23 protein-coding genes and 1 pseudogene are annotated in these 23,358 nt (G+C 55.6%); 12 read left to right on the top strand and 12 right to left on the bottom strand.

Annotated elements, in window-relative coordinates:
- The coding region (locus GOX45_RS21955) for a hypothetical protein (protein ID WP_217350398.1) at positions 1 to 226 on the bottom strand (226 nt) is incomplete at its 3' end.
- Between the two features lie 33 nt (positions 227 to 259).
- Complete coding sequence (locus GOX45_RS12175; protein ID WP_171101238.1) at positions 260 to 670, bottom strand: hypothetical protein; 411 nt, start codon at positions 668 to 670, stop codon at positions 260 to 262.
- Positions 671 to 873: 203 nt separating this feature from the next.
- Between GOX45_RS12175 and GOX45_RS12170 the strand changes: the two genes are divergently transcribed.
- A complete protein-coding gene (locus GOX45_RS12170) occupies positions 874 to 1,161 on the top strand; it encodes a hypothetical protein (RefSeq protein WP_171101236.1) in 288 nt (95 codons plus the stop codon).
- 40 nt (positions 1,162 to 1,201) lie between these two features.
- Here the strand turns inward: GOX45_RS12170 and GOX45_RS12165 are convergent, their stop codons facing one another.
- Positions 1,202 to 1,630: a hypothetical protein gene (locus GOX45_RS12165; RefSeq protein ID WP_171101234.1), complete on the bottom strand. Its 429-nt coding sequence runs from the start codon at positions 1,628 to 1,630 to the stop codon at positions 1,202 to 1,204.
- 105 nt (positions 1,631 to 1,735) lie between these two features.
- On the opposite strand from GOX45_RS12165, the gene GOX45_RS12160 reads away from it, so the two are divergent.
- The 8 genes from GOX45_RS12160 to GOX45_RS12125 all read left to right on the top strand — a co-directional run bounded on the left by GOX45_RS12160 (position 1,736) and on the right by GOX45_RS12125 (position 12,562).
- Complete coding sequence (locus GOX45_RS12160) at positions 1,736 to 2,500, top strand: helix-turn-helix transcriptional regulator (RefSeq protein WP_171101232.1); 765 nt, start codon at positions 1,736 to 1,738, stop codon at positions 2,498 to 2,500.
- 256 nt (positions 2,501 to 2,756) lie between these two features.
- The gene (locus GOX45_RS12155) at positions 2,757 to 4,085 is read left to right on the top strand and encodes an MATE family efflux transporter (RefSeq protein WP_171101230.1); all 1,329 of its coding nucleotides are present in this window, start codon (positions 2,757 to 2,759) and stop codon (positions 4,083 to 4,085) included.
- Positions 4,086 to 4,691: 606 nt separating this feature from the next.
- Positions 4,692 to 5,777: an AraC family transcriptional regulator gene (locus tag GOX45_RS12150; RefSeq protein ID WP_171101227.1), complete on the top strand. Its 1,086-nt coding sequence runs from the start codon at positions 4,692 to 4,694 to the stop codon at positions 5,775 to 5,777.
- Positions 5,778 to 6,283: 506 nt separating this feature from the next.
- Positions 6,284 to 6,859: a hypothetical protein gene (locus tag GOX45_RS12145; RefSeq protein ID WP_171101225.1), complete on the top strand. Its 576-nt coding sequence runs from the start codon at positions 6,284 to 6,286 to the stop codon at positions 6,857 to 6,859.
- 120 nt (positions 6,860 to 6,979) lie between these two features.
- Positions 6,980 to 7,522 carry a hypothetical protein gene (locus GOX45_RS12140; protein WP_171101224.1) on the top strand — a complete coding sequence of 181 codons (543 nt, stop codon included), beginning with the start codon at positions 6,980 to 6,982 and terminating at the stop codon, positions 7,520 to 7,522.
- Between the two features lie 189 nt (positions 7,523 to 7,711).
- The gene (locus tag GOX45_RS12135) at positions 7,712 to 8,185 is read left to right on the top strand and encodes a hypothetical protein (protein WP_171101222.1); all 474 of its coding nucleotides are present in this window, start codon (positions 7,712 to 7,714) and stop codon (positions 8,183 to 8,185) included.
- Positions 8,186 to 8,309: 124 nt separating this feature from the next.
- Positions 8,310 to 9,410 (top strand): efflux RND transporter periplasmic adaptor subunit, encoded by a 1,101-nt coding sequence (locus GOX45_RS12130; RefSeq protein WP_217350397.1) that lies wholly within the window; start codon positions 8,310 to 8,312, stop codon positions 9,408 to 9,410.
- 8 nt (positions 9,411 to 9,418) lie between these two features.
- Positions 9,419 to 12,562, top strand: a complete 3,144-nt coding sequence (locus GOX45_RS12125; protein WP_171101218.1) for an efflux RND transporter permease subunit — start codon at positions 9,419 to 9,421, stop codon at positions 12,560 to 12,562.
- On the opposite strand, the pseudogene GOX45_RS22105 reads toward GOX45_RS12125, so the two are convergent.
- A pseudogene (locus GOX45_RS22105) lies at positions 12,540 to 12,719 on the bottom strand (hypothetical protein); the annotation flags it as partial. The gene GOX45_RS12125 and the pseudogene GOX45_RS22105 overlap by 23 nt on opposite strands.
- Before the next feature lie 735 nt (positions 12,720 to 13,454).
- On the opposite strand from GOX45_RS22105, the gene GOX45_RS12120 reads away from it, so the two are divergent.
- From GOX45_RS12120 to GOX45_RS12110, 3 genes are all read left to right on the top strand, one after another.
- Entirely contained in the window at positions 13,455 to 14,276 is an 822-nt protein-coding gene (locus GOX45_RS12120) for a helix-turn-helix domain-containing protein (RefSeq protein WP_171101216.1), read from the top strand.
- Between the two features lie 227 nt (positions 14,277 to 14,503).
- Positions 14,504 to 14,812 carry a DUF1778 domain-containing protein gene (locus tag GOX45_RS12115; protein ID WP_171101214.1) on the top strand — a complete coding sequence of 103 codons (309 nt, stop codon included), beginning with the start codon at positions 14,504 to 14,506 and terminating at the stop codon, positions 14,810 to 14,812.
- Positions 14,805 to 15,329 carry a GNAT family N-acetyltransferase gene (locus GOX45_RS12110; RefSeq protein ID WP_171101212.1) on the top strand — a complete coding sequence of 175 codons (525 nt, stop codon included), beginning with the start codon at positions 14,805 to 14,807 and terminating at the stop codon, positions 15,327 to 15,329. The genes GOX45_RS12115 and GOX45_RS12110 overlap by 8 nt, the downstream gene beginning before the upstream one ends.
- A 527-nt stretch (positions 15,330 to 15,856) precedes the next feature.
- Here GOX45_RS12110 and GOX45_RS12105 read toward each other — a convergent pair.
- The 8 genes from GOX45_RS12105 to GOX45_RS12070 are packed head-to-tail and all read right to left on the bottom strand — an operon-like array spanning position 15,857 to position 23,318.
- Positions 15,857 to 16,684 carry a citryl-CoA lyase gene (locus GOX45_RS12105; protein WP_171101210.1) on the bottom strand — a complete coding sequence of 276 codons (828 nt, stop codon included), beginning with the start codon at positions 16,682 to 16,684 and terminating at the stop codon, positions 15,857 to 15,859.
- Positions 16,681 to 17,877 carry a CaiB/BaiF CoA-transferase family protein gene (locus GOX45_RS12100; RefSeq protein ID WP_171101208.1) on the bottom strand — a complete coding sequence of 399 codons (1,197 nt, stop codon included), beginning with the start codon at positions 17,875 to 17,877 and terminating at the stop codon, positions 16,681 to 16,683. Before GOX45_RS12100 ends, GOX45_RS12105 begins: the two co-directional genes overlap by 4 nt.
- Positions 17,874 to 19,322 carry an aldehyde dehydrogenase family protein gene (locus GOX45_RS12095; RefSeq protein WP_171101206.1) on the bottom strand — a complete coding sequence of 483 codons (1,449 nt, stop codon included), beginning with the start codon at positions 19,320 to 19,322 and terminating at the stop codon, positions 17,874 to 17,876. Before GOX45_RS12095 ends, GOX45_RS12100 begins: the two co-directional genes overlap by 4 nt.
- Positions 19,319 to 20,011 (bottom strand): hypothetical protein, encoded by a 693-nt coding sequence (locus GOX45_RS12090; protein ID WP_171101204.1) that lies wholly within the window; start codon positions 20,009 to 20,011, stop codon positions 19,319 to 19,321. Before GOX45_RS12090 ends, GOX45_RS12095 begins: the two co-directional genes overlap by 4 nt.
- Positions 20,012 to 20,019: 8 nt before the next feature.
- Positions 20,020 to 21,009, bottom strand: a complete 990-nt coding sequence (locus GOX45_RS12085; protein ID WP_171101202.1) for an agmatinase family protein — start codon at positions 21,007 to 21,009, stop codon at positions 20,020 to 20,022.
- Positions 21,006 to 21,881: an arginase family protein gene (locus tag GOX45_RS12080; protein ID WP_171101200.1), complete on the bottom strand. Its 876-nt coding sequence runs from the start codon at positions 21,879 to 21,881 to the stop codon at positions 21,006 to 21,008. The genes GOX45_RS12085 and GOX45_RS12080 overlap by 4 nt, the downstream gene beginning before the upstream one ends.
- A complete protein-coding gene (locus GOX45_RS12075) occupies positions 21,881 to 22,555 on the bottom strand; it encodes a hypothetical protein (protein ID WP_171208879.1) in 675 nt (224 codons plus the stop codon). Before GOX45_RS12075 ends, GOX45_RS12080 begins: the two co-directional genes overlap by 1 nt.
- The gene (locus GOX45_RS12070) at positions 22,548 to 23,318 is read right to left on the bottom strand and encodes an arginase family protein (protein WP_171101196.1); all 771 of its coding nucleotides are present in this window, start codon (positions 23,316 to 23,318) and stop codon (positions 22,548 to 22,550) included. Before GOX45_RS12070 ends, GOX45_RS12075 begins: the two co-directional genes overlap by 8 nt.
- Between the last annotated feature and the right edge of the window lie 40 nt (positions 23,319 to 23,358).

Here is a 23,358-nt window from a genome sequence, read left to right as displayed (position 1 = left end):
GCTCGCGCTCAGCTCGGCGCCCCTCTTTCTGCGCCAGCAACAAGTTGTTTTTCCACAGAATCAGCTCAACGCGGTCTTTCGCTGCGGAGCGGCGCAGTATTGTCAGATTAAGTTCCGCTAAGGGCTCCAAGCCGTCATCTGAGCCTTTTGGTCGGATGACCGGGCAGTGACCTAAAGCAGACAATTTGGCACAAACCATCGAGATCTGCTTGAGCAGATGGTGCAAGTCGAAACATCGTGTTTTGACCCATGCACGTGATCAATTCTCTGTCTGGTCCAATCTTTCCAGTAACAATTCTAGCTTGGCATCGAGGTCTTTGCTTTTGCCTGCATTCCGGATCAGCTCGCGCTGTCGGGCAAGTGGTATTTGTCCATAGCTGGATAGAGTCGTTACGACACTTTCATGGCCAAGGTTCTGGCTAAATGCTTTGAATTCTTCAGGTGTCCGGCACGTGAGGTACGCATACTCTACGACGGTGTTTCGCACCCTGTGAGGGGTGAAGTAGGGAAGATCGGCAGCGGCAAATGCGCGCTTGAATATCTGACGAATAGGCTGGGAGTTGGACCATACTTGGCGCTTGATACCGTCAACAACTGGTCCTTTGTGCGGGTCAAGCCGACGTTGAGCATCGCGTTCAAACTCTGCGTCTGCAGCCCGCACTACGGACATTCGTTTCGTCCACAAAACTTGACACCAGTTGAACCAACGGTGCTTGCAACAAAGCGGGTTGCCGGCTCATCTGAGGAGGGACGTTGGTCTTGCACCGGAGGCTGAACACCCACCTCCTTCGCATTATCGGTTCCCTTTTTAAGGAGCCGTCCAAGCAAGGGCATTAAGCTGCCCTTGCTATAAACAATCGTACCGTGCCCGGAGTGACGCCTATCCTCCTTCCGCGCGATAAACGAACCCTGCGGTTTGCAGTTCCTATAGACGATTTTCAAGACCGCCGGAGAGATCGTTTCGCACGCGTCCTGCAACCTGCAAAGACCAAGGTCGGCTGGTCCGAAGAAAAGCCGGCCAAACTGGAAGAGGAAATCCTGTCCATATTCGACCAGCTCAAGCGAAGTGCGAAAACAGCAGCGCCCTTGAGAACACCAGCAAGTCCGATGCAAAAAACTATCGTTGAAGTCGTCTCGACCATTGAAGGTTTTCTGGAGTAGCTAGTCCTTCTTTTTTAAACCAAGTGAATTCCACTTCACGTCAGGATGTTGCGTGTTTGCTTGCCGTGCCGGGGCGACAAGACAACAGAATCAGGACCAAAAAGGACAGGTTTAGCACGACGTTGAAGGGCGCCCCTACTAGAATAGAGCCTAAACTGTCGGCGCAAAACCATGACCATGCCGCAATCTGAGCGGTCTTGGTCGCGGCTGCCGCCGATACCGGAGCAACATAGGTTCCCAGTGCCCACTGCATTCCCCCCAAGCCAACCGTCAGGCCACCGGTGATCACCAGCAGTAAAGGCGACGGAACCATCAGCTCCGCGGGAACGGCGTGCATTGGCCAATACGCGATTTGCAGCAAGATATGCGCAACGGGATGAAGAAACTGAAACGCGGCCAGCGCAAAAAGCGCCCCGGTTGCAACAAGAACTCCGCCTGAAATTCGCATTGCCGACTGTTGTTGGGTCATGAACTTCTCCTTTCGATACATGCTCTTCATGCGACTTACGACGGGTGCAAATCAATTACCTCAGAGGTAAGTGATTTCTGTCGGGCCCCTTGTTAAGCTCGGCGCATGACACCCTATCCCGGCATGCTGAAAGAGTGGCGAAAGCGACGCAGGATGAGCCAACTGGACCTCGCGGTCGAAGCCGAGGTCAGCGCGCGCCATATCTCATTTCTTGAAACAGGGCGGTCCCGGCCCAGCCTGGACATGATCCTTCATTTGTCCGAGGTCATGAACCTTCCGGTCGAAACCCGAAATCAGATGATGCGCGCCGAAGGATTCGCGCCACGTTTTGCGGCAACGCCGATTGATGACTCGGCGATGTCGCCAATCCGGGATGCGGTCGAATGGACACTTCAGCAGCATGCCCCTTACCCAGGAATGGTACTGGACCAGCTCTGGAATGTTGTAATGCTCAACAGCGGAGCACAAAGGCTGTTCAAGCCACTGGGGATCAGCGAGGGGCAAAGCCTGCTGGACCTGCTGACCAGTCCGCTGATGCCCGAGCTAGTTGAAAACTGGCCCGAGGTCGCGCATCACACGATGTTGCGCCTGCGCGCTGAAAGCGCCAACGCAGGCGGCATACCCGCACTGGACGCTGCGGCGCGCGCGTTGTCGCAACAGGGGCGCGCCCGCAGTGACGCGACGATCGGGCCGACAATCTCTACGATCTACCGCTTTGGTGGTCAGCGGCTTTCTATGTTTGGAACGATTGCGCAATTCAGCACGGTCACGGACGTCACGCTGGACGATATGAAGATCGAGCTGTTTTTTCCGGCCGACGACCAAAGCGCTAAATTTCTGCGTGACCTTGCCCACGTGGCTGCCAATTAGATGATGGTTTGACCAAAGCCTCACCGCGTTCCGGTGAACTTTGCTCATTCCTGACATTGGCAGAGTTCGACAAACAGCGTGCATAAGCGATCTGGACGCCGAACAATTCTTCCCCTAAAACCTTGCTTGTTATCTTGTCCCCCAAAAGGACCAATTTCATGGTGTTCCCGTCGCAGGGCTGAGCAGCCCCTCTTCATTCTGAGCCTAAAGCTCTTTACCGCGACTTTTTCGCCGGATCTTTTCCGGCAGGTGACCCATGACAGACCAATTCCTGATTTCGCAGGCGCCCACTCGCGCCGAGTTCACGCCGTTGATCCGATTGGCCGTTCCGCTGATGGTCGGTCTGGCCGCAGCGCTATTGATCGGCGTCGTAGATACGGCAATGATCTCTCCGCTCGGGACAGTCCCTCTGGCGGCGGCTGGTGTGACCACGTCCGTTCTAATAATGCTGATTTCCGCTCTTTGGGGCGTGATCACTGCTATTTCCGTACAGATCAGCCAAGCCGAGGGCGCACGCGACGCCGCGCGGGTTGCGCTGGCTTTTCGTAGCGGGCTGTTGCTTTGCCTTCTGGGCGGCGGCGGCGCGACATTGGGGATGATGGCACTTTATCCGCTGCTGGGGCCTTTGGGTCAACCGAAGGAGGTTCTGGCTATCCTGCTGCCGTACTGGATGTCGATGGCAATCTGGATCGTGCCCTTTACACTGTTTTTCGGCCTGAAAGCTCTGTTCGACGCCGTTGGACGGCCTTGGACGGCTGTTGCGCTGTCCTATCTGGGTGTCCTCTTCAACGTGCCCGCAAACTATGCCTTCATTCACATCTTTGATCTTGGAATTCTGGGCGCTGGTCTGGCCAGCATACTCTCGCAATGTACGTCGCTGGTTGCCGGGATCTACGTATTGATACGCGCACCGGGGCTGGCCACCTTTCGCCAACGGGTGACTGTTGCATTGGCGGATGTCTGGTCACAGGCCAAAGACGCCCTGCCGCTCTGTCTTGGCTATGCAGGTGAGGGCGGCGCCTACGCCGTGGTGGGTCTGATGATGGGATGGTTGGGGGCCGAGGCGCTAGCCGCCCATCAAATCGTTAATGCGCTCGCGGGGTTGGCCTATATGATCCCGCTTGGCATGGCGGGTGCTGCCTCGATCCGTGTGGGCCTTGCAGTCGGTGCAGGAAGCCGAGAAAGGCTCAGACCGATTTTAAAGGCGTCTTTTGCGATGGTCACGCTCTGGCAGGCGATTGCCGCCATCATCTTCATTGCTGTTGGCCGGATTCTTGCGGAGACCATGTCGGATGACCCGGCCGTCATTGATCTCGCGGTCACGTTGTTCTTCATCGTGGCAATGCTACAGGTTGCGGATGGCGTTCAGGGCACTGCGTTTGGTGCGCTGAGGGGAATGTCGGACATGAATTTGCCGACGATTATTACATTGACAGCCTATTGGCCGCTTGCCTTGCCCGCGAGTTATGCACTGGGGTTCCTTTTCGATCTGGGAGCGATCGGCGTGTGGATTGGCTATACTCTGGGTCTGTTGGCAGCGGCCGTCGCCCTAACCTTGCGGTTCTGGGCGCTGACACGGACCTGAATTTTGCGGGTAGTTATACTGGGGAGACTTAGCCGCGTGCCAATTCGCGACGGGGTGAAATAACTTGCCAGATCTTCGGGCTGCGAAAATTTGAGCTTTAGGCGTAATAGAAGTGTTGCGGGATCAAAGCCGCCTTTTGACAGCACGGCGAATGCTGACGCAGACAATCCTCGCGCCCGCCTTGGATCGTTTTCCGCGCTGCGCCGGAATCCCATTTAGCGGTCATTCATCAGGATGAACCTAGGTGAAACCCAAACCAACATTTCGCCGCGAGCGAATTCAAATCTCGAGTTGCGGGTAAATGTTCGGAATTGTCGCGGTGCGACCTGCGAAACCGGAAAATCGCTGCAACAACATAATTCTCTGGTAAGACACTGTCACAACGGATCTTCCGCTATTAGAAAAAAACAGTGTCGAAGCATAGGAACCAGGTAGAACCCGACAACTTTTAGCACTCCTTCGCCTCAATGCTTGAAAGATGGAGATTTTGGCGGAGATGCTCTAGTAGGTAAATTTAAGAACGAGTCGACGTTGATCGGCTCAACCTTAAGCAAGTATGATACGAACAAGTATTTTAGCTGAACCTATGCCGAAACGAGAACGAAGATGAATTGCCTCGAACCGGATCTGAATATCTCGATACTCCCGGAAAAAGCACGTCGCGATGCATGGGACGATTTCATGGCGGACTTCTGGCGCTTGGGCAGGCCCTTGGTTTCTCGACGGAATCTGGAACTCAGCGTTTCTTCTCGTCAGTTGGAGGGCGCCGTGTTCTGCCAACTGGCCATGTCTCCGGCAGAACTCGTAGGTAACAATCACGAATTCGATTGTGTTGTAATCCGTTACCAGAATGAGGGACACACGGTCGCGAGAGTGAATGGAGAAACCACCCGCGTTGCGCCCGGCTCTCTCACGGTAATGGATTTGTCTGCGACCCGGTATTGTTACTGCGAGCGCTCCAAGGTCACTTATTTGGCATTCAGGAAATCGGCCCTTCAAGTCACGCGCTATCCTCTGCGGCCAATGACGCATTTTGACAGTAAAACATCAGTCGGGCGATTGATGATCGCCAATTTCTTGCATCTGGCGAACGAAATATCGCACAAATCGGAAACATGTGATGCTTCAGCAATCAACCTGTTCGCGTCTCTGCTTGTTGCCGCGATTACGGATCGCGAGGAGCTCAATTCGGAAGACGTTCATATCGAAAGAGCCAAGCGTATTCGCGCAGAACAATACATCTTCTCGCGCCCGCTCTCGCTGCCTTTGAGTATTGATGAGATGTGCGTCGCGGTCGGGATGTCGCGATCGACGCTATATCGCCTGTTTCGCGCAGACGGCGGACTGCAGGCCTATTTGACCAATCTCCGCCTGGAATACGCAAGGGATACGCTCGCCAGCAGTCAGCCAACACGAGGGGCAGTCACATCTGTCGCAACTCGTTTGGGTTTTCTGGATACATCAAGCTTTGTTCGAAGTTTCCGTCGCCGGTACGACTGTAAACCGAGCGATGTTTTAGGCTCCGAATACAACAAACCGGGTGAAGTGGATGCTTATCACAATTCGATTCACTTGCATCGAACACTGACCAACGAAAAACCAAACAAAGGCTTCTTTGAAAACCTTGGCGCGTTGGCAAAAACAAGTGGGACCTTCCACATAACACCTACCCCCGGCCAATCTGCGTTTTAGGGCGGTAGAGCCTGCGAACAAACGCCCAGTGTGTGTTGGTTCAGCCGAGGCTTCTTACAATTCGCAGCGGATGACTATCTGCCTTTTTTCAAGAGTTACGATATCGCCATGGTAGGGTGTTTACAGCCACATCTCAGAAATTTGTAGCAATGAAGCATTATCGCTAGGGAACATTTCCACAGCAGAAGGTGAGGGCCTTTGGTTTGTTGAGTGGCACTCTCAGCAAGCAAACTTGAGACGTCGTGCACGTGATTCAAAAGGTATTGGCTGATAGCGCATAGGCAGGCGGCGTGTGCTGCTCGCAAGCTTGAAGGATCGCTAAAGGGACTTGAAGGATCGCTAAAGGGAAATGGCTCCACTCTTTCTGCAAATGCAAAGCTTGAAGCAATATGTCGTATTGTGTTCGGCTGAGTACCCTTTGGCAAAGGTGGAGCGCGCTGCGCAGAAGCCCAACAATGTGGTTGTTGCGATCGGGCCGAAACGAACATGAATTGGATGGGAACCCTATGAAACAGGCACTGAAAGCGCTGGGGAGTTCGCTCACTGCACTTGTTGCCGGACTGGCGCCGGCGATTGCAGTAGCAGAAGAAAAACCTGCTCAGGAAACCTTTTTCTTCGTTCAGCATGCGCCTTCTGCATCTCTGGATGACGGCATGCTGACACTGCACGACGCAGATGCCAACATGATCGTTTTTGCTGATCGTCCGCACCGACTTGCAATTGCGGTACCAAGCTCTGAACTGATCAAGATTTGGGGCAAAGGGCAAAACAGCTTTGCAGAGGACCCGCCAAACGCAGCGCTTGTTGGACAATCCGCAGGCCAACCTGTTTCGATAATTGTTGAGCTGACCAACCCAATGCGGGAAGATGGTAACTTGGTCTTCGGTTACACGGTCTTGGAAGGTGCTGAGGTCGAGTCCATAGAACAAAGCTATTTGGTCATCGACGACAACCCGTTCGCGGAATTTTACAAGACAATGGCCGATCTGGCGGCCGTTTCCACCGGGGACGCAGGACAATCGACACAGCTGAATGGCGATGTGGGTATGGGAATCCTGTCGCAGGGCGTCTCGTCAAACTGAGATACTTAAGTGCGCTCATCTTTCGCGGCACCCTTTCCATAGGGTGCCGAAGACGCCTCACTTAGCGTTTGAAACACTTTGCGCGGAAAAAAGGTCAAAGGCATGTTTAAGGCAGGCATAATGAGCACAGGCATTGCCACCACTCTGGCAGCGGGGGTCATTGCGACTTCTGCATTTGCTGAACAAACGAAAGACCAAGCCAGCTTTCTGTTTGTTCAGCACGCCAGCGTGGCAACGCTGGACAACGGAACACTGACACTTGAAAACCCGGACGCAAACATGATCGTATTTGCAGATCGCCCGCACCGCGCCGCTGGGGTCATACCAAGTTCTGAACTGCTCAAAGTCTGGAGTGAAGGGCAGGACAGTTTTGCCGATGATCCACCAAACGCGGCACTGATGGGCCAGGCGGATGGCAAACCTGTCGCGCTAGTCGTCGAACTTTCGGACCCCCGGCAATCTGGTGACACACTGACTTTTTCTTACACAATCCTGCAAGGTTCCGCGGTACCCGTCCTCGAGCAAAGCTATCTCGTGATCGATGAAAGTCCGTGGGCAGATATCGAAGGCGGGTGGGATCTTGCGGCAAATGCTTTTACCGGAGGCGGCAATACAATTAAGCTGGATGCAGATTCCGGGGTGTTGGGCACACAATCAGATTGAGAAGATCAATCATCCTTTGTGAACGTCGTTCAAATTCACTGTTTGGGCAGAAGCTTGAGATTCCAACCAAATGTTTTTGTGAAGGAAAAAAGAAATTAGCCGCAACTTGGAATACTTACTTCCCAGCTTGTCCTAGGGATAGCGGCAGCGTTCACGCCACTCTTAAACCTTAGGCCAAGGAGAAAGACAGTGAAAAAGATACTTCTTGCTTTGGCCGGAACCATTGCTTTGGTTCCGCCAATTGCTTTGACGGAAGAAGCATACAACAAGACCTATTTGTTTGTTGAAACTGCCACAAAAGCTGATCTCAAAGATGGAAAGCTAGTTCTGTACGGCGTCGACGATGAGATTTCGGTTTTCTCAGACAGGCCCTACCGCAGCGCTGGTGTAATCACCCGTGACCACTTTTTTGATGTCTGGAGCCAAGGCGAAAACAGCTTTGACGTTGACCCGCCAAATGCGGCTTTGTCGGGTGAGATCGAAGGGAAGTCTCATGTGCTGATCATCGAGATTTCATCCCCGAAAGTCGACGGTGAAAAAGTTACATACAGCTACAACACAATTCACGGGGATGACATTCAGGCCTTGGACGACGTGATAATGTTCATCGACAGCTTTTCTTGGCGCCCCCCCTATACCGGGCCGGACGGTGACCTGCCTTAAGTGACGCACGCTGTAGAATCCTCTCAATTAGATCAATCGCACAAAGTAGATTTGCGTTGCGTCGATTTGCACGGCCATGAATAATAATCTTGCAGCCATGCAATTGCGAATAAGCGAGCATCGGATGACGATAACCAGCCAGCTACTCTGCACTTTGTTCGCCATCGGTTTAGTGGGTTCCGCAGCTGCGCAGTCTAAACCACAGGCACCCAGTGTGGTTGTTGCGCCGGCAACTCTTCAGGATCTACAGAAACAGGACGAATTTGTGGGTCGTGTCGTCGCTGATCAAAGTGTCGACCTTCGGGCTAGAGTGGATGGTGTCCTGCAAGAGGTCAACTTCTCCGAAGGTGGCACTGTCAATAAGGGCGACGTGCTGTTCCGCATCGAGAAAAGGAAATATTCAGTAAGTGTTGATGCCGCCCAGGCTTCTTTAAAAAGCGCTCAAGCGTCTGCGCTCAGCGCCAAAACGGAACTCGATCGGCAACAGACATTATTCGACAAAGGTGATGTGCCTCAGTCCGTTTTGGACACAGCAAAAGCTACGTTCGACGAGACTCAGGCCTCAGTGGATGAGGCACAGGCCAAACTTGAAATCGCGCAGATCGATCTGGATCATACTGAGATCGTTAGCCCTCTGGACGGGCGCATTGGCTTGTCAGCAGTCGATGCGGGCAACATCGTGGGTTCCGACAGCGGTGTTCTGGCGACCGTCACAAGCGTTGATCCTATTCTGGTAAGTTTTTTTATCAGTGAGCCCATATTGCTGCGCGAACGTCGCAATGGATTGATTTCGCGGCAAGGCATCAAACTGGCGACGCAGATTACACTCGCTGACGGTCAGACTTACGACACGGAAGGCAATGTCACCTATGTGGGCGACATCGTTAGGCAGGATACCGATACTGTCGAGCTAAGGGCTACGTTCTCCAACCCAGATGGGCTTCTCATTCCTGGTCAGCTTGTTATCGTTGCGCTGAGCGGTTCGGACGACAGCAAGATTTTGACCGTGCCGCGCAATGCGGTGCAATTCGACAAGCAAGGCTATTTCGTGTTCTCCGTCGATGACAAAAACACGGTTCGCCGGACAGATATTGAAATTGGCACTCAAACTGCAACCAGAACTCAAGTGAACTCTGGCCTTGAAAACGGCGATCGGGTGGTCGTGCAGGGGCTACAGAAAATTCACGAAGGATTGGTCGTGAAACCGATCGATAGTCAGAGTTAGGGCTTGACTTGATCTCTCACTACTTCATCAATCGCCCGCATTTCGCTGCTGTCATAGCGATTTTAATGGTTCTTTTTGGCTCGGTCTGCGTCCGGCTCATGCCTATCTCGGAATATCCGAACATTGCGCCACCGCAGATATATGTGACTGCGACATACCCGGGCGCGGATGCGCAAGTCATTCAGGAATCCGTGGCCACACCCATTGAGGAACGCGTGAACGGGATCGACGGCATGCTTTACATGCAGTCCAAAAGCTCGAATGATGGCAGCTATGACCTGAGTGTTTCGTTCGACTTGGGAACCGACCCCAATGTTGCGGCGGTGGAGGTGCAAAACCGCATCGCCCTTGCCAGTGCCGAGTTGCCATCCATTGTGCAACAGCAGGGGATCGAGGTTACCAAACAATCCGGAAATATGATCCTGGTGATCAACCTCACATCTCCTGACGGGTCACGAGATGAGTTGTACCTCAGCAATTACGCGGCCGATTTCCTGCATGATCCACTGCAGCGCCTGCAAGGGGTGGGTGGGGTCTCGCAATTCGGCCAGTTGGAATACAGTATGCGGGTCTGGATCAACCCGGTTCGTATGGCCGCGCTGAATATCACCGCGTCAGAGATTGCCGATGCGATTGAAAGCCAAAATGTTGTAGCAGCCGCCGGACAAGTCGGAGCCCCGCCATTTGGCGATGCCCGCACAGATTTTCAGTTCAAGCTACGCGCCGAGGGTCTACTGCGGGACGCTGAAGAGTTCGGCCGGATCATCATTTCAACGGGCGACGATGGATCGGTCACCCGACTGGAGGATGTGGCACGGATTGAGCTTGGTTCAGCCACCTATGCCGGGTCCTCGCAACTGAACGGCAAGGATACGGCGGCGATTGCGGTGCATCAGGAAAGCACGGCCAACGCGCTAGAGATTTCGGATAACATCCACAACCTGATGGGTGAGCTTTCGAAGAAATTTCCCGAAGGTGTCTCATATGAGATCACTTATGACGTAACAGATGCTGTGCGTGTTTCGATCGAAGACATTCTGAAAACTCTGGCGCTAACAGCAGGCTTGGTGATCGCAGTCACGTTTTTCTTTCTGGCCAGTTTCCGAGCGACAGTCGTTCCCGCGATTGCAATCCCGGTTTCTTTGCTGGGAGCAGTCGCGCTGATCTATGCGATTGGGTTCAGCGCAAACATGATCACGCTGTTTGCTTTGGTTCTAGCCATCACTTTGGTGGTCGATGACGCCATTATCATCATCGAAAACGCCGAACGGATCATGACCGATGAGGGGCTTGAGCCGCGCGACGCCACGCTCAAGGCGATGTCACAGGTCAATCGCCCGATCATCGCGACCACTTTTGTGCTGGCGGCCGTATTTGTTCCGGTGTGTTTCTTTCCCGGAGTGACGGGAACGATCTATTACCAGTTCGCCGCGACAATCATCTTCGCTTTTGTGCTGTCTGCCGTGAACGCACTGACCCTGGCCCCAGTGCTTTGTGCCATGGTACTGAAAGCAGGAGTGAAACCAATTGGCCCCTTGCAGTTTGTGCCTGCGGCGGTGTTTTGGATCAGGCGACAATACATGCGGCTTGTCTCGCTGATGTTGAGGTACATCGCGTTCTCGCTGCTTGTCTTTGTCGCTTCTGTCGGGGCTACCATTTACCTCTTCAAAACCGTTCCTACCGGTTTGATCCCGCAAGAGGACAACGGTGTTTTGCTGGCCGCCATGGCGCTGCCAGATGGTGCTTCCCTACAGCGAACCCAGGCCTTTATGGCCAAAGCCGGCGAGGTGATCGAAAAAGCGCCCGGCGTGGACACCGTGACAACAGTGTCCGGCGCCAGCATGCTGACGGGCGTCCGCTCCAATGCCGGAATGGCCATCATCACTCTCAAGCCGTGGGACGAACGCACCAGCCCGGATTTGCATTGGGATGCGATTATGCAGGATCTGGACCATAAACTGGCCACTTTGCCCGAGGCCGAAAGCTATGTGTTTCCCTTCCCAACCATCCACGGGCTTGGATCGACGGGTGGTATCTCGGTCGAGCTTTTGGATCTTGAAAAGGGCGATGGCGCGCAGCTTGACTCCGTCATGAATGCCTTCGTCACAGCCCTGAACGCCGCGCCAGAATTCGTTCGCGCCCATGGCAGCTTTTCCGGTCAGACCCCGCAATACCGATTGTCCGTGGATCGGGATCGCGCTGAAACGCTGGGCGTAAGCGTTTCGGACATCTTCACCGCATTGCAGGCCAATCTCAGCACCTTCTTCGTGGATAATTTCATTCTGTCGGAACGGGTCTATTGGGTCGTCATCTCGGCTGACGCGCGGTTTCGGCAAACGCTGGATGATGTGGACAATATCTACGTCAAAAACAGCGCTGGTGAGTCTCTGCCTTTGCGAAACTTCGTGAGCAGCGAACCAGTTCTCGCACCGGATGCGATCCCGCGATACAACCTGTTCACGGCGGCCTCTGTCAGCGCGCAGTTGGCAGATGGTGTCAGTTCGGGCGTGGGCATCCAGGCTATCCAAGAGATCGCTGACAAAACGCTGCCCGACGGCTTTCGCATCGAATGGTCGGGCGTGACCCAGCAAGAGGTCAAGTCTCAAGGCATGGTCCCCTTCATCATGCTGTCGGCCTTGGTTTTGGCTTACCTGTTTCTTGTTGTTTTGTATGAGAGCTGGATACTGCCGCTGTCGATTATCACCTCAGCCATATTTGCATTATTAGGCGCGCTTGTACCCATTGCCTATTTCCCGTTTATCACGAGCAACATTTTTGCTCAGATTGGAATGGTGTTGCTAATCGGATTGGCTGCCAAGAAAGCCATCATGATCGTTGAATTCGCCAATCAAGAAAGGTTGTCCGGAACCAGTATCCGTGAAGCCGCCCTGAGAGCGGCAGAAATCCGGTTTCGCCCGGTCACCATGACGGGTCTGTGCTTCATCATCGGCGTATTGCCCCTTGTATTGTCCAGCGGCGCGGGAGCTGCGGCACGCGTATCTATTGGCTATCCTGTACTCTTTGGCATGATTGTTGACAGTACCTTAGGTCTTTTGATGATCCCGATCCTCTACGCGGCGTTTCAGTCGCTGAGGGAATATCTGATTCACTCTACTAAACAGCGTCAATTCACTTCCTCTTCCCGTAGGTAGCCTTCCGCGAAGCAAAGCTTAGCAGTGCGAGCGATAGCTGCCATCGCGAAGTCCGCATTTGGGCGGTGGCGGCGAGGAGAAATTCGTCATCTGTACCGCATGGGCCACGAAATCGGAGCCGTCCGATCCCGAGGATGCGTTTGAGGTGGGCGAAGAGCCGCCAAGTCACGGCGCGATCCTAATCGATCAGGCTTGTGTCCATTTCTGGCGCGTTGCTCCTCAGCTTGCGAGAATTGATTTTACTTTTAGGTCAATGATTAGGAGGTAGTGTATTGTCGTGCCAAAGACACCGAGGCTGAGACAACAAAAGCTCTTGAGAGTTCTCCGTGGGTCATACAAGTATTCAATGCTCTCGACCTAAATGGCTACAATACCCACTTTAGCCAAAACCTGGGATCAAGAGTTTGGAACAGTCCCTCAACCAGCAACCGGCTTATGTGCCATTCGCGGCTGCGGCCCCACAATCAATAGGCAAGACCGTGGACGCCACCGCGTACAGTGTGGGCAATCTACTGGATCTTCGATTTGCCGAGGGCAACCAAAAGATACGATGCAGCTATCGATTATTGAAACATCCGGAAGCGGTTAAGGTTGCATTGCTCCATTGTCGCTAGCCTGCTTACGCTCACAAGGTGGGTATTTGGGTGGATATCTCTGGAACACTAGGGGAGTTATGCAAAAAAAATCAAATTATTAGAAGTTTATTGTGGTGCCCGGGGGCGGAATCGAACCACCGACACGAGGATTTTCAAGCCAAAGTTTTTGAATATAATTCAATCACTTACCGGCGATCTCCGCGTCAAACCCCCAGCGAAAGATCAGGCACTTACCCCAATATTGTCAAACCGTATCCAAGGGCTGACAGGCGCTGACAAATTTGCGGGAGGGCGTTATGTCTGACACATTACCGTTCTGCAAAATTAAACTCCAATATCTGCTAGAAATGGTCACGGATCACGACCTTGATGACAACGCGCTGCGTGTGGCCCTCTATCTTGCTCTGGCCCATGCTGATCACGAAACAGGTGAAAGTCACCCTTCCTTTGAAACCATTGGTGCGGCTATCGGCAAACATGCGAAATCGGTAAAACGTGCGCTGAACAAGGTTGAAACGGCTGGCTACATGACCATTGAGCGCGGCACGAATAAGGGTAAATCATCTCGCTATCGCCCGACAGAGACCGCTCTTAAACGCGCTACAATTCGTCGTCGTGAGGGGGACAAGATTGTCCCGTTGTCACGCGCCAAAGGGGGGCATTCTTGTCCGCAAAGCCGGACAGGTTTGTCCAGCAAAGGGGGACAGGATCGCCCCCCGAATAGAAAACAAGAACTTAGAAAAGAACATGGGCGCGGGTCCGCGCCGGATTTGCCTGATGAAGGGCAATCCGGCGTTCCCCACGATCGACATCAACTGACATTCGTTCCAAGGGGTATCTGTTTCGTTCGAGATTGGGATGACAGGCTTTCCCGCGAAGGCATGCCTCCTCTGGAACGTCTTGTGCCGTCCGTGCGCCACGGCCAACACTTGGGATTTTGGTTGCCTGCCCGAACACCCGCGCCACTGGGGAGCGCAACATGGGAGGTGCAGAAGAATGCTTTGGAAAGGCTAGTCCGTTCTGCGCACGATTGGAGGGAAAATGCTGCTCTTGATACGGTCTCAGGAACAGCGTTTGTACCGATTTCAGTCTGCACTTCCAGGGCGCAAAATGGGTGAAGATTGGAGGCAATTTCATCCCATCCCGCAGAGCCATAAAAATAAGGGAAAAAATGGCGGAGGAAGATGGCAAGAAATAGGGATGATTACTTCACATGGATTTTCACCCCAAAATGCGCGAAAATCACCGCCTTCAGTTACTGTAAAGCCCCCCTTAACTCTCCGCGCGCACCAACCTTGACTTGTACGTACATTGTACGCTAACTTAGCGCAGTAAGGAGATCACCATGATTCAGGTTCAGGACACCACATCGGCCCTGCGTGAGCCGAAGTCACATCGCAAGGATTTGCGTCTCAAACCATCCGTTTTGGATGCGATTGAACGCGCCTCACTGGCTGTTGGGATGGACGCCAGCACTTTTATCACATCGGTCGCGTATCGTGCCGCGCAGGACATCGAAGCCGCGCAGCACAGGAGCGTTTTGCCCACGAAAGCGTTCGAAGCTTTTGCGGACGCCATTGACCAACCCGCCCAGCCAAATGCCGCACTGGCCGATCTGTTCGCCAAACGACGTGAGCTGATCGCAGATGACTAACCCGAAATTTCGAGTTGAGCGGTTCGACAAGGCCTCGCATGATCGCGGGGCTTTTTCTTGTGGCGTGGCCGGGATGGATCGCTGGTTCAAGGAAAGCATCACCGATCAGATCAAAGCCAACCGCCTGCGGGTCTGGTGCGCTGCGGACGCCGAGGGGCGCGTGGTTGGCTTTTACGGCCTGTCAGCCCATTCGGTGGAGGCGGAGGCATCTCCGGCCCTTTCCAGACGTCGAGAGCGCCATCCGATCCCGGCTATCTACCTGGCGGCGCTGGCAACAGACTTGACCGTGCAGGGACAAGGGCTAGGCGGGGCGCTCATGGCCGATGCTTTGGCAAAGGCGCTGGAGGTGTCCGAAACCATCGGCGCGGCGGCAGTGATACTGGATGTGTTTGAAGACGAACGCTTTGAGCAACGCATGGCGTTTTATACAAAACTAGGATTTCGCCCGTTGAACCCAGCGGATGATCCGAAACGACTGTTTTTGCCGATAAAAGCAGTGCTTGAGAACTCCATTTGACTAAATACAACGTGAATCGGAAATCATGATCCGAGCTCAATTTCGGGTGTTTCCCCCCAATCAGCTTAAAGCCGAGGACGTGCCCTGATAGCTAACTGAAAATGTTGGAGTGGTCAGAAGGTTTTTTAGGGAGAAACAGAAATTCGCCCTGCGGCAATCCGCAACATGTCCGCGATTTCCACGAAGGGTGCGCATGCGGAGAAATCAGTCATTCGGGCACCCGCGATAGATGACTGCTCTGCGGGACAAAGTGTGAATTCGCGGCGCTTGCACTAATGGCAGCTTGGTGTGCTTCGCTGACGTCAGAACAAGCGCGAAAACCTTTTTATTTTTTACTTGGATTGAAATACGTTTAAAGACTACACAAAGACAATGGACCTTTGTTCCGACTTACTTGGCGGGTCTGCCCCCAGGCGCGTGTCGGGATGCCCACTGTCCGAGACCGGCAGAACAGTCCACACGCCAGAGGGGCATCAATGCCAAGTTCGGTGTGAATTACGGCGTTGGCGCCATCAATGTCCATCGGCTCAGCTTTTCGACTTAACACCAATGTATTCCGGCAGAAAGCGCGGTGGCAATGGCCCTTTGTTGCGGCCGCCCTGCTGCATCTGCTCCCAGCCATGAGACAAGACGCCAACCGAGCGGGAGAGACAGAACAGACCACGAGAGAGCGGGGGTGGAAAACCCAGCTCACAAAAGATAACAGCTGTGGCCCCATCGATATTCATCGCGATCTCAGTGCCGCGCTTGCGTCCGATTTCCGCCTGAACCGCCTCACCGATGTCGGCAAACCGCCCATCCACCGTACCAGACTTTGCGGCCTCACGTACCAATGCTATCAACCGCGGTGCGCGGGGATCGACGGGCTTGTGGAAACGGTGGCCAAAGCCGGAGACAATCTTGCCATTTTCCGCACGCCAAGCGGCGATACCGTCGCGGACGGCAGCTTCCTGTTCAGCGCCGTCATCGATCCGTTTGGCGACGTCGAAATATAGTTCGGCGCATTGTTCACCGGCGCCGCCATGCACGTCACCCAGCATGTTGACCCCAGTGGCAATGACGTTGTTGAGCCCCAGCCCGCAGGTCGCGGCCATACGGGCAGCGGCAATTGACGGCGCCTGCGGGCCATGATCCACGCCCGCCACCAGCGCACATTCAAAAAGTGCCGCCTGTTCTGGCGTGGGCATATCGCCCCGCACCATGAGCCAAATCATCTGAGCAAAACTAACAGAACCTATAAGGTCCTGGATCGGGTGACCGCGGAAGGCGATCCGCCCTGGCGCCATGTCGATTATTGCGGTGCGCCACCAGTGGCGAATGTCATCGGCATCTTTGCGATCTGAGGGGGTCGTCATATCGCGCCATCCTTTGCCAGTTTTTCAATGTCATCCGGTGTAAGCCCCAACTCACTCCAGATTTCAGTGTTGTGCTGCCCCAATGTGGGCGGTGGCGCATCGACGGTGGGCGCACTGCCGTCCAGTTTGATCCCGGTCGTGGCGACCTGAATGTCTCGTCCGACGCCGGGGACGTTTTCAAACTGGCCGAGGAATCCGCGGTCTGCAACCTGCGGCATTTCCAGTACTTCCGGTACTGTCAAAACCGCTCCCGAGGGCACGCCGATACTATTGAGCTCCTTGGCCCAGTCGCGCGGTGGTCGGGTCTTTAACACGGCCTCAAGCTCTGTTTTCAGAGCCAGCCTGTTGCGTTTGCGATCCTCACGCGTGGCATATTCAGGACGTTCGCGCAGCGCGGCCAAACCCAGGTGGTCAGTCAGAAGCTCCCATTGCTGGTCCTTGTTGGCGGCGATGTTGATCAACCCGCCCTCGGCCTCAAACGCGCCGGAAGGCGCCGAAGTGGGATTCTCATTGCCGTTGGCGGTCGGATTGACGCCTGCGATCAGATAGTTCGACACCACCCAGCCCATTGTCGCCAGCACCGATTCCAGCATCGAAACATCAATGAACGTACCGCGCGGATTGGCGTTTAGAGCAGATGATATCGCAAAGGCTGCGGTGATACCGCCCACGGTGTCTGCCACCGGATATCCAACCCGCAATGGCGCGCTTTCGCCACCGCCAGTGATCGACATCACACCCGAGGTGCCCTGGATGATCTGATCATAGGCCGGGCGGTGAACCCACGGGCCCTCTTGGCCAAAGCCGGAGATGGCACAGTAGATCAGCGTCGGATTGACCTCCTTTAGGGTCTCGTAGCCCACGCCGAGGCGCGTCATGACGCCGGGCCGAAAGTTTTCCACCACGACATCTGCCGTTTCGACGAGTTTTAGAAAAATCTCCCGGCCCCGTGCGTTCTTCAGGTTGACTGTGACCGATTTCTTTCCCGCGTTCTGGGCCAGAAAGGACACGCCCATGTTGGCCTTGTTCAGCTCTGGGTCGGCCCCCAGTTGGCGGGCGAGATCGCCCCGCCCAGCGGCCTCAACCTTGACAACTTCGGCCCCCAAATGCGCCAGGTGGTGACAGCAGAACGGACCGGCCAGCACATTGGTCAGATCAAGAATGCGAATGCCCTTCAAAGGTGCCTGCGTCATTGTCCGCGCCCCTCGTGTACAACCTTTGCTGCGGTGAAAAACTCGCGGCAATAGCTGCCTTTTTCCGGCGCGCCATAAGAGGATCCTTTTCGGCCTGTAAAAGGCGCGTGAAAATCCATACCTGCGGTGGGCAGATTGACCTGTATCATACCTGCCTCAGCGTGCTGCGAGAAATGGTCGATCTTGGTCGCATCCCGCGTGACGATGCCCGCAGACAATCCAAATTCGCAGTCGTTGGCGGTGGCAAGGGCAGCATCATAGTCCGGCACACGCAATACAGCAGCGATAGGTCCAAAGATTTCGTCACGCGCCACGGCTGCCTGTGGTGACACATCGGTAAACAGGGCCGGAGCAAGGTAATGTCCGGGCGTATTCAATCTGACATCGCTGCCTCCTGCGGCAAGTGTTGCGCCGTCAGCCACAGCACCCTCGATGTAGCTTTTGTCAATGGCCAACTGCGCCTCACTGGCCACCGGGCCAATTTGCGTGTCCGGCGCGCGCGCATCACCGACCCTGAGATCTTTCATTGCCGCACAAAGACGGTCAACAAATGCGTCGTGAATACCGTCAGTGACGATCAGGCGGGAAGAAGCCGTGCATCGTTGGCCGGTTGAGAAAAAGCTACCCTGTAAAGCGCAGTGAACCGCCAGGTCCAGATCCGCATCATCCAGCACAATCAATGGGTTCTTTCCCCCCATTTCAAGCTGCATTTTGGCTCCGCGGGCGAACAGCGCCGCCCCCATATTGCGACCGACAGGTGTGGAGCCGGTGAACGTGACCCCAGAAACTTTGGGGTGGGTCACGATCGCCTCCCCGACCTCACGGCCTTTGCCCATCACAAGGTTGAACACACCCTCGGGCAGGCCCGCACGGGCAATGATGTCGGACAACATCCAGGCCGATCCGGGCACCAGTTCGGCAGGTTTGAATACGACCGTATTGCCATAGGCCAGAGCGGGTGCAATTTTCCATGCCGGGATCGCCAGCGGGAAATTCCAGGGCGTGATCACGCCCACAACGCCAATGGGCTCGCGCACAACCTTAAGCGACACAGCTTCGCGCAGAGATTGGTAAGCGTCGCCCGTAGCACGATACGCCTCAGCCGCGAAATATTTGAACAAATGCCCGGCGCGATGTGCTTCGGCCTTGGCCTCGGACAGGGTTTTGCCCTCTTCGCGGGCCAGCATGTCGCCCAGCTCGTCCACACGGGCAAGGATTTCCGACCCGATGCGGTCCAGTGCTTCGAACCGGACCAGTGGCGATGTCGCACGCCATTTCGGAAGGGCGGCAGCGGCGGCCTCGATCGCCTGGGCGGCCTGGTTGGCGCTAGCCTGCGCATAATCCCCGATTGTGTCATTCAGGTCGGATGGGTTGAGGTTTGGAACAGCACCACTGCCAGCGGCCCATGTTCCGGCGATATAGTTGGGAAAGGGGTCTGTAGTCATAGCTCTTCCTCAAGAACTGGTCGCCACCCGATATCTTCATGCCGGTGGTCGACAGTGTTCACGTAAAAAAAGGTCGGGCCATGATAGCCCCGGCATACCCGCCCATCGGCTCGATTGGCGACGGGTTCGGCGGTCCAGCTGACCGCCCCGAACCAGTTCCACAGACTGTTATGGGTGGAATTCAGATGATCCGGGCTAAGCGGTGCTGCACTATTGGCCGGGTCCGGCTGAGGCGCGCTCGCTACCGCAGCGCCGCCCACCAACGTATCCCATTCATTGGGCCCGGTCGCACCCTGATAGGGGTCATCGTGGGGCGTATCACCGCCAGTAAGCAACCGGCAGCGAAACTGCCTGCCATCAATCGACACCTCTGTGCCAAAGACATACCCGACATCGTCCAGATCCTGCCAGCTGATGCGGCTCATTAGCATCCGGTCGGCCACCAGATACCGGGTGCCTCCCTGTTGAAACACATGCCAGTTCAGGCGTTTGGTCGGGTCTTTGGGGCTGTCCGTGAGCGCCCAGTTGTCCCAATCCGGGTCACGTTCAAATTCCGGGAGGTTACCGGGTTGCAGACCCTCGTAAGGGCAAAGCGCTGAAAGATCCGTGATCCAGGGCCGGGTTGCCGGGGCAAGGATCTGTCCGTCATGTGATAGCCCACCCAGTTGCCGGGTGCCGAAATATTTCATCATAGCTCCTACACCGGTCGCGTGCGAAAACGGCGCAGGACCCGGAACAGCATTTCCGCCGCAAGGAACTCCGTGCGCTCTGAAGGATCAAGCGGAGGTGAGACCTCGACAATATCCAACCCGCCCAAGGGGGCCTCGGCCAACCCATCCAGCAGGTCGTAGTACTGACGCGGTGTAATGCCGCTATGCACGATGGAGCCTGTGCCGGGAAGGTAACCGGCGTCCATCGCATCAATGTCAATCGACAGATAGAGCTCATCGCATCCCTGCATGGCGTGGGCAAAGGCCTGACGCATCACCTCGGCCGCGCCCAGTTTTTGCACATCGCCAGCTGAAAACACCCGCCCCCCCTGTTCTTCGATCAGGGCCAGATCGCCGCCATCAACCCAGCCCGTGATGCCGACCCAGACCATATTGGACACATCAATGTTGGGCAGTTCAGAAACCCTGCGGGCATTGGTTGCGTGGTTGTGGCTGCCCCATGCGCCCAGCCTGTCGGAGAAATCCAGATGACCGTCGATCTGGATATACCCAAAACGCGCGTTTGGTGCGCGTTTGGCCAGCCCACGGGAATACCCCAGACAGGCTGGAAAACTGTTATAATGATCGCCGCCCAGTGCCAGAGGGATCGCGCCTGCAACGGTCAGCGCTTCGGTCATTGCGGCGATGGCCTGTGTCGTTGCATCAACGTCTTGCGCTGTGATCTCTGCGTCCCCGCAATCGATCAACCAATCGGTTGCGGGCACAGTACGGCGGCTTGTGTCAGGATCAAAACTGGCCCCCTGCGGACGAATGGATTGCAGAAGAGTTGTCGCCCTGCGCAATGCTTCGGGGCCGAACCTGGTGCCAAGACGGCTGGAATGTGTCCAGTCGCTCGGCATGCCCACCACGCCGATCTGGTCCGCACTGACGTCGGCCACGTCGCGTAAAGGCCCATCAAACAGCCGATATCCCGGTTGAGTCAGAGGTGGGTGGAACGTTGTAATCGCTGCAGTCATGTCAGTACATTTTCCTTGGAAGTAAGGCGACCCGGATGATCAATCCCAAATCCGAGGCGCGCATAGATAAATGCCAGAAGAGCCGTGACCATAAGTCGTTGGCCAACCTTCACCACACCCATTCCGGGCCTGTTCGGGTTCAGACCGGTCAACATGATGGCGCTGACCTCGTGCTGTCCCAAAAGCTCAAGCCATTGCACCACGGTCTCAAGATCGCAGCCCCCCAACCGGGGCCGGTCACACAACGCGCTGAGCGATGTTTCAAACACGGAAAGATCAAACCGCACAAACAGCGGCTTTGAGACATCCCGCCATTTGGAAAATGCTGCAAGCTGCGCGGCAGTATCCGGGTTGCAGGCCGTGCCCCCGCCGTTTGGCAAGGGCGCTATCTGAAAATCGCGCGCATCATTTGGCGTGCCGCCAAGCTGCGCTGTCTGACACTCAGGGAGCGCGCTTTGCACTGTCTCGGACAGGCAATCCGACCCACCCAATATGACGGCGCAGGCACCATTGCGGCTGATCTGACGGGTTGCCGCCCCCAATGCCGCGTGGATCGCGTCCTCAGACCCCGGCGAAATATCTCCGAGGTCACAGAGCCGCTGGTGCAGACCGTCGGTACTGATATCCTGACGTGCATCAATATCAACCGGGTGGCTGAATTGCGGGTTTGCGTGCCAGCCGAAATAGACCGAGGTTTCACGCAAGGCGCGCGGCGCCAGCGATTGCCCGGCATGTGGCGCGCTGGTGTCTTCGAACGGGACGCCCAGCACCGCCAGATCGCCGGGCCTGACATCACGGATTGCTTTGGTCTGAGCGCGCATGAACGACAGATGCCCTGCCATGCGCGGCAATGGGGCCGAACGTAAAGGCATCAGCCTGCTCCTTTCTCAAGGCGCTCAGTCACCGCCTGCAAGATTGCCTGTGCAGCGTGGGTCTCAGTGTGGCCACGACTATCCAAGGCCGGGGCAAGCCCAAAAACTGCGGCGGCGATGACATTGCCTGGGGTGGCGTCGATTTGCGCGATTATCTGTGCGGGCGACAGCCCGGCCAAGTGACGCGGTCGCGATATCCAATTGGCCGCAAGCTCTTGCAAATCCACGGACAGGACGACCGGTTGCGTGTGGGACGGATCGCCCGCAATGCCCTCTGTGGCCGAAACCACAGGAACGTCCGCACCCGTGATCTTTTGTGCCGCGATGCCAAGCGCTTCCAGACCGCTGGAATCGCCGCCAACCAGAACCATGCGTGCGCCGGTTTCCAGAACCGCCTCGCATTGCGAGATCACTGCGGGAAAATGCTTGTCCGGCTCAAGCGGGAATACATTCACATCCCCCAGATCAATGGCCTTCGCGGGTGCCGTTCCAGGCCGGTAGGCGTATCGCAACTGCCGCGCGAGGTAGCGTTGCTCTGGCGTTGGTCGGTCGAGATTGTCACAAAAATATCCTGCTATCGCGACCTGCCCAGGCACGAGATCCTCCAGATCGCCAACAGGTACGCCCAAAAAGCTGGGGATCGCATCAAACTGTATCTGCGCCACATCACCCATGACGCAATGCCGCGTTCAGGGTTTCAATGGCCGCCAGTTCCGACATGCCCCGCGTGTCGCGGGCAGGCGCAAGGCCAGTGATCACGATCGCTTGCCAGCGACAGGACATGGCCCCGATGACAGACACAAGCGTTTCGGGTTTCATCCCGCCGGGATTAAGGCCGACGCACCCTGCTGCATGCCCCAGATCAATGACCGATATGTCGATCCAGAGAACCGCACGCTCGGGCATATCAACAGTGTCGGCGCGCCCTTCATCCAACTGCCGGGCGGTGCGCCAGACCATCGCGCGCTGGCTGATCTGGTCCCAGACATAGGCGGGTTGCCCACCGTTCAACCCCACCCAGATTGTGTTTGCTGGTCGCGCCGCGATATCCTGTCGGGCCAGTGGCATGGCCGCGACAACCGGCAGATCAGGCAAGGCCCCCAGCACTGTCGAGGCAACATCTGACGCGCCCCCCAGAACAACCGGCACAACGTCGTGATCCACCATTTGTGTCACGAGCTGTTTCAATGCGCCGGACCAATCGCCCAACAGGTCCAGATTTCCCAGATCCCGGCCACTCACAGGCAGATCGGTTCCAAGCTGCCCGGTCATCCTGCGCAACGCATCCGGTGCCAAAGCGGCGCCGGAACGCGGTCCGCGATCGACGTCGCTTGGAACACCCAAAACCCCGACATCGCCTGCCTCGCATTGCGCAACCTCGCCAAATGGCAGACCAGCAAATCCATCTATCATCAATCGTTTCTGCGCGTTATTCATTGCCGGATGCTTTCATTGATTGCGATTTCCAATTGCGTCC

This window comes from Ruegeria sp. HKCCD7255, from assembly GCF_013031565.1.
GTDB lineage: Bacteria > Pseudomonadota > Alphaproteobacteria > Rhodobacterales > Rhodobacteraceae > Ruegeria.
The sequence above is the reverse complement of the archived record's forward strand: the minus strand, read 5'-3'. Positions and strand labels throughout refer to the sequence as shown.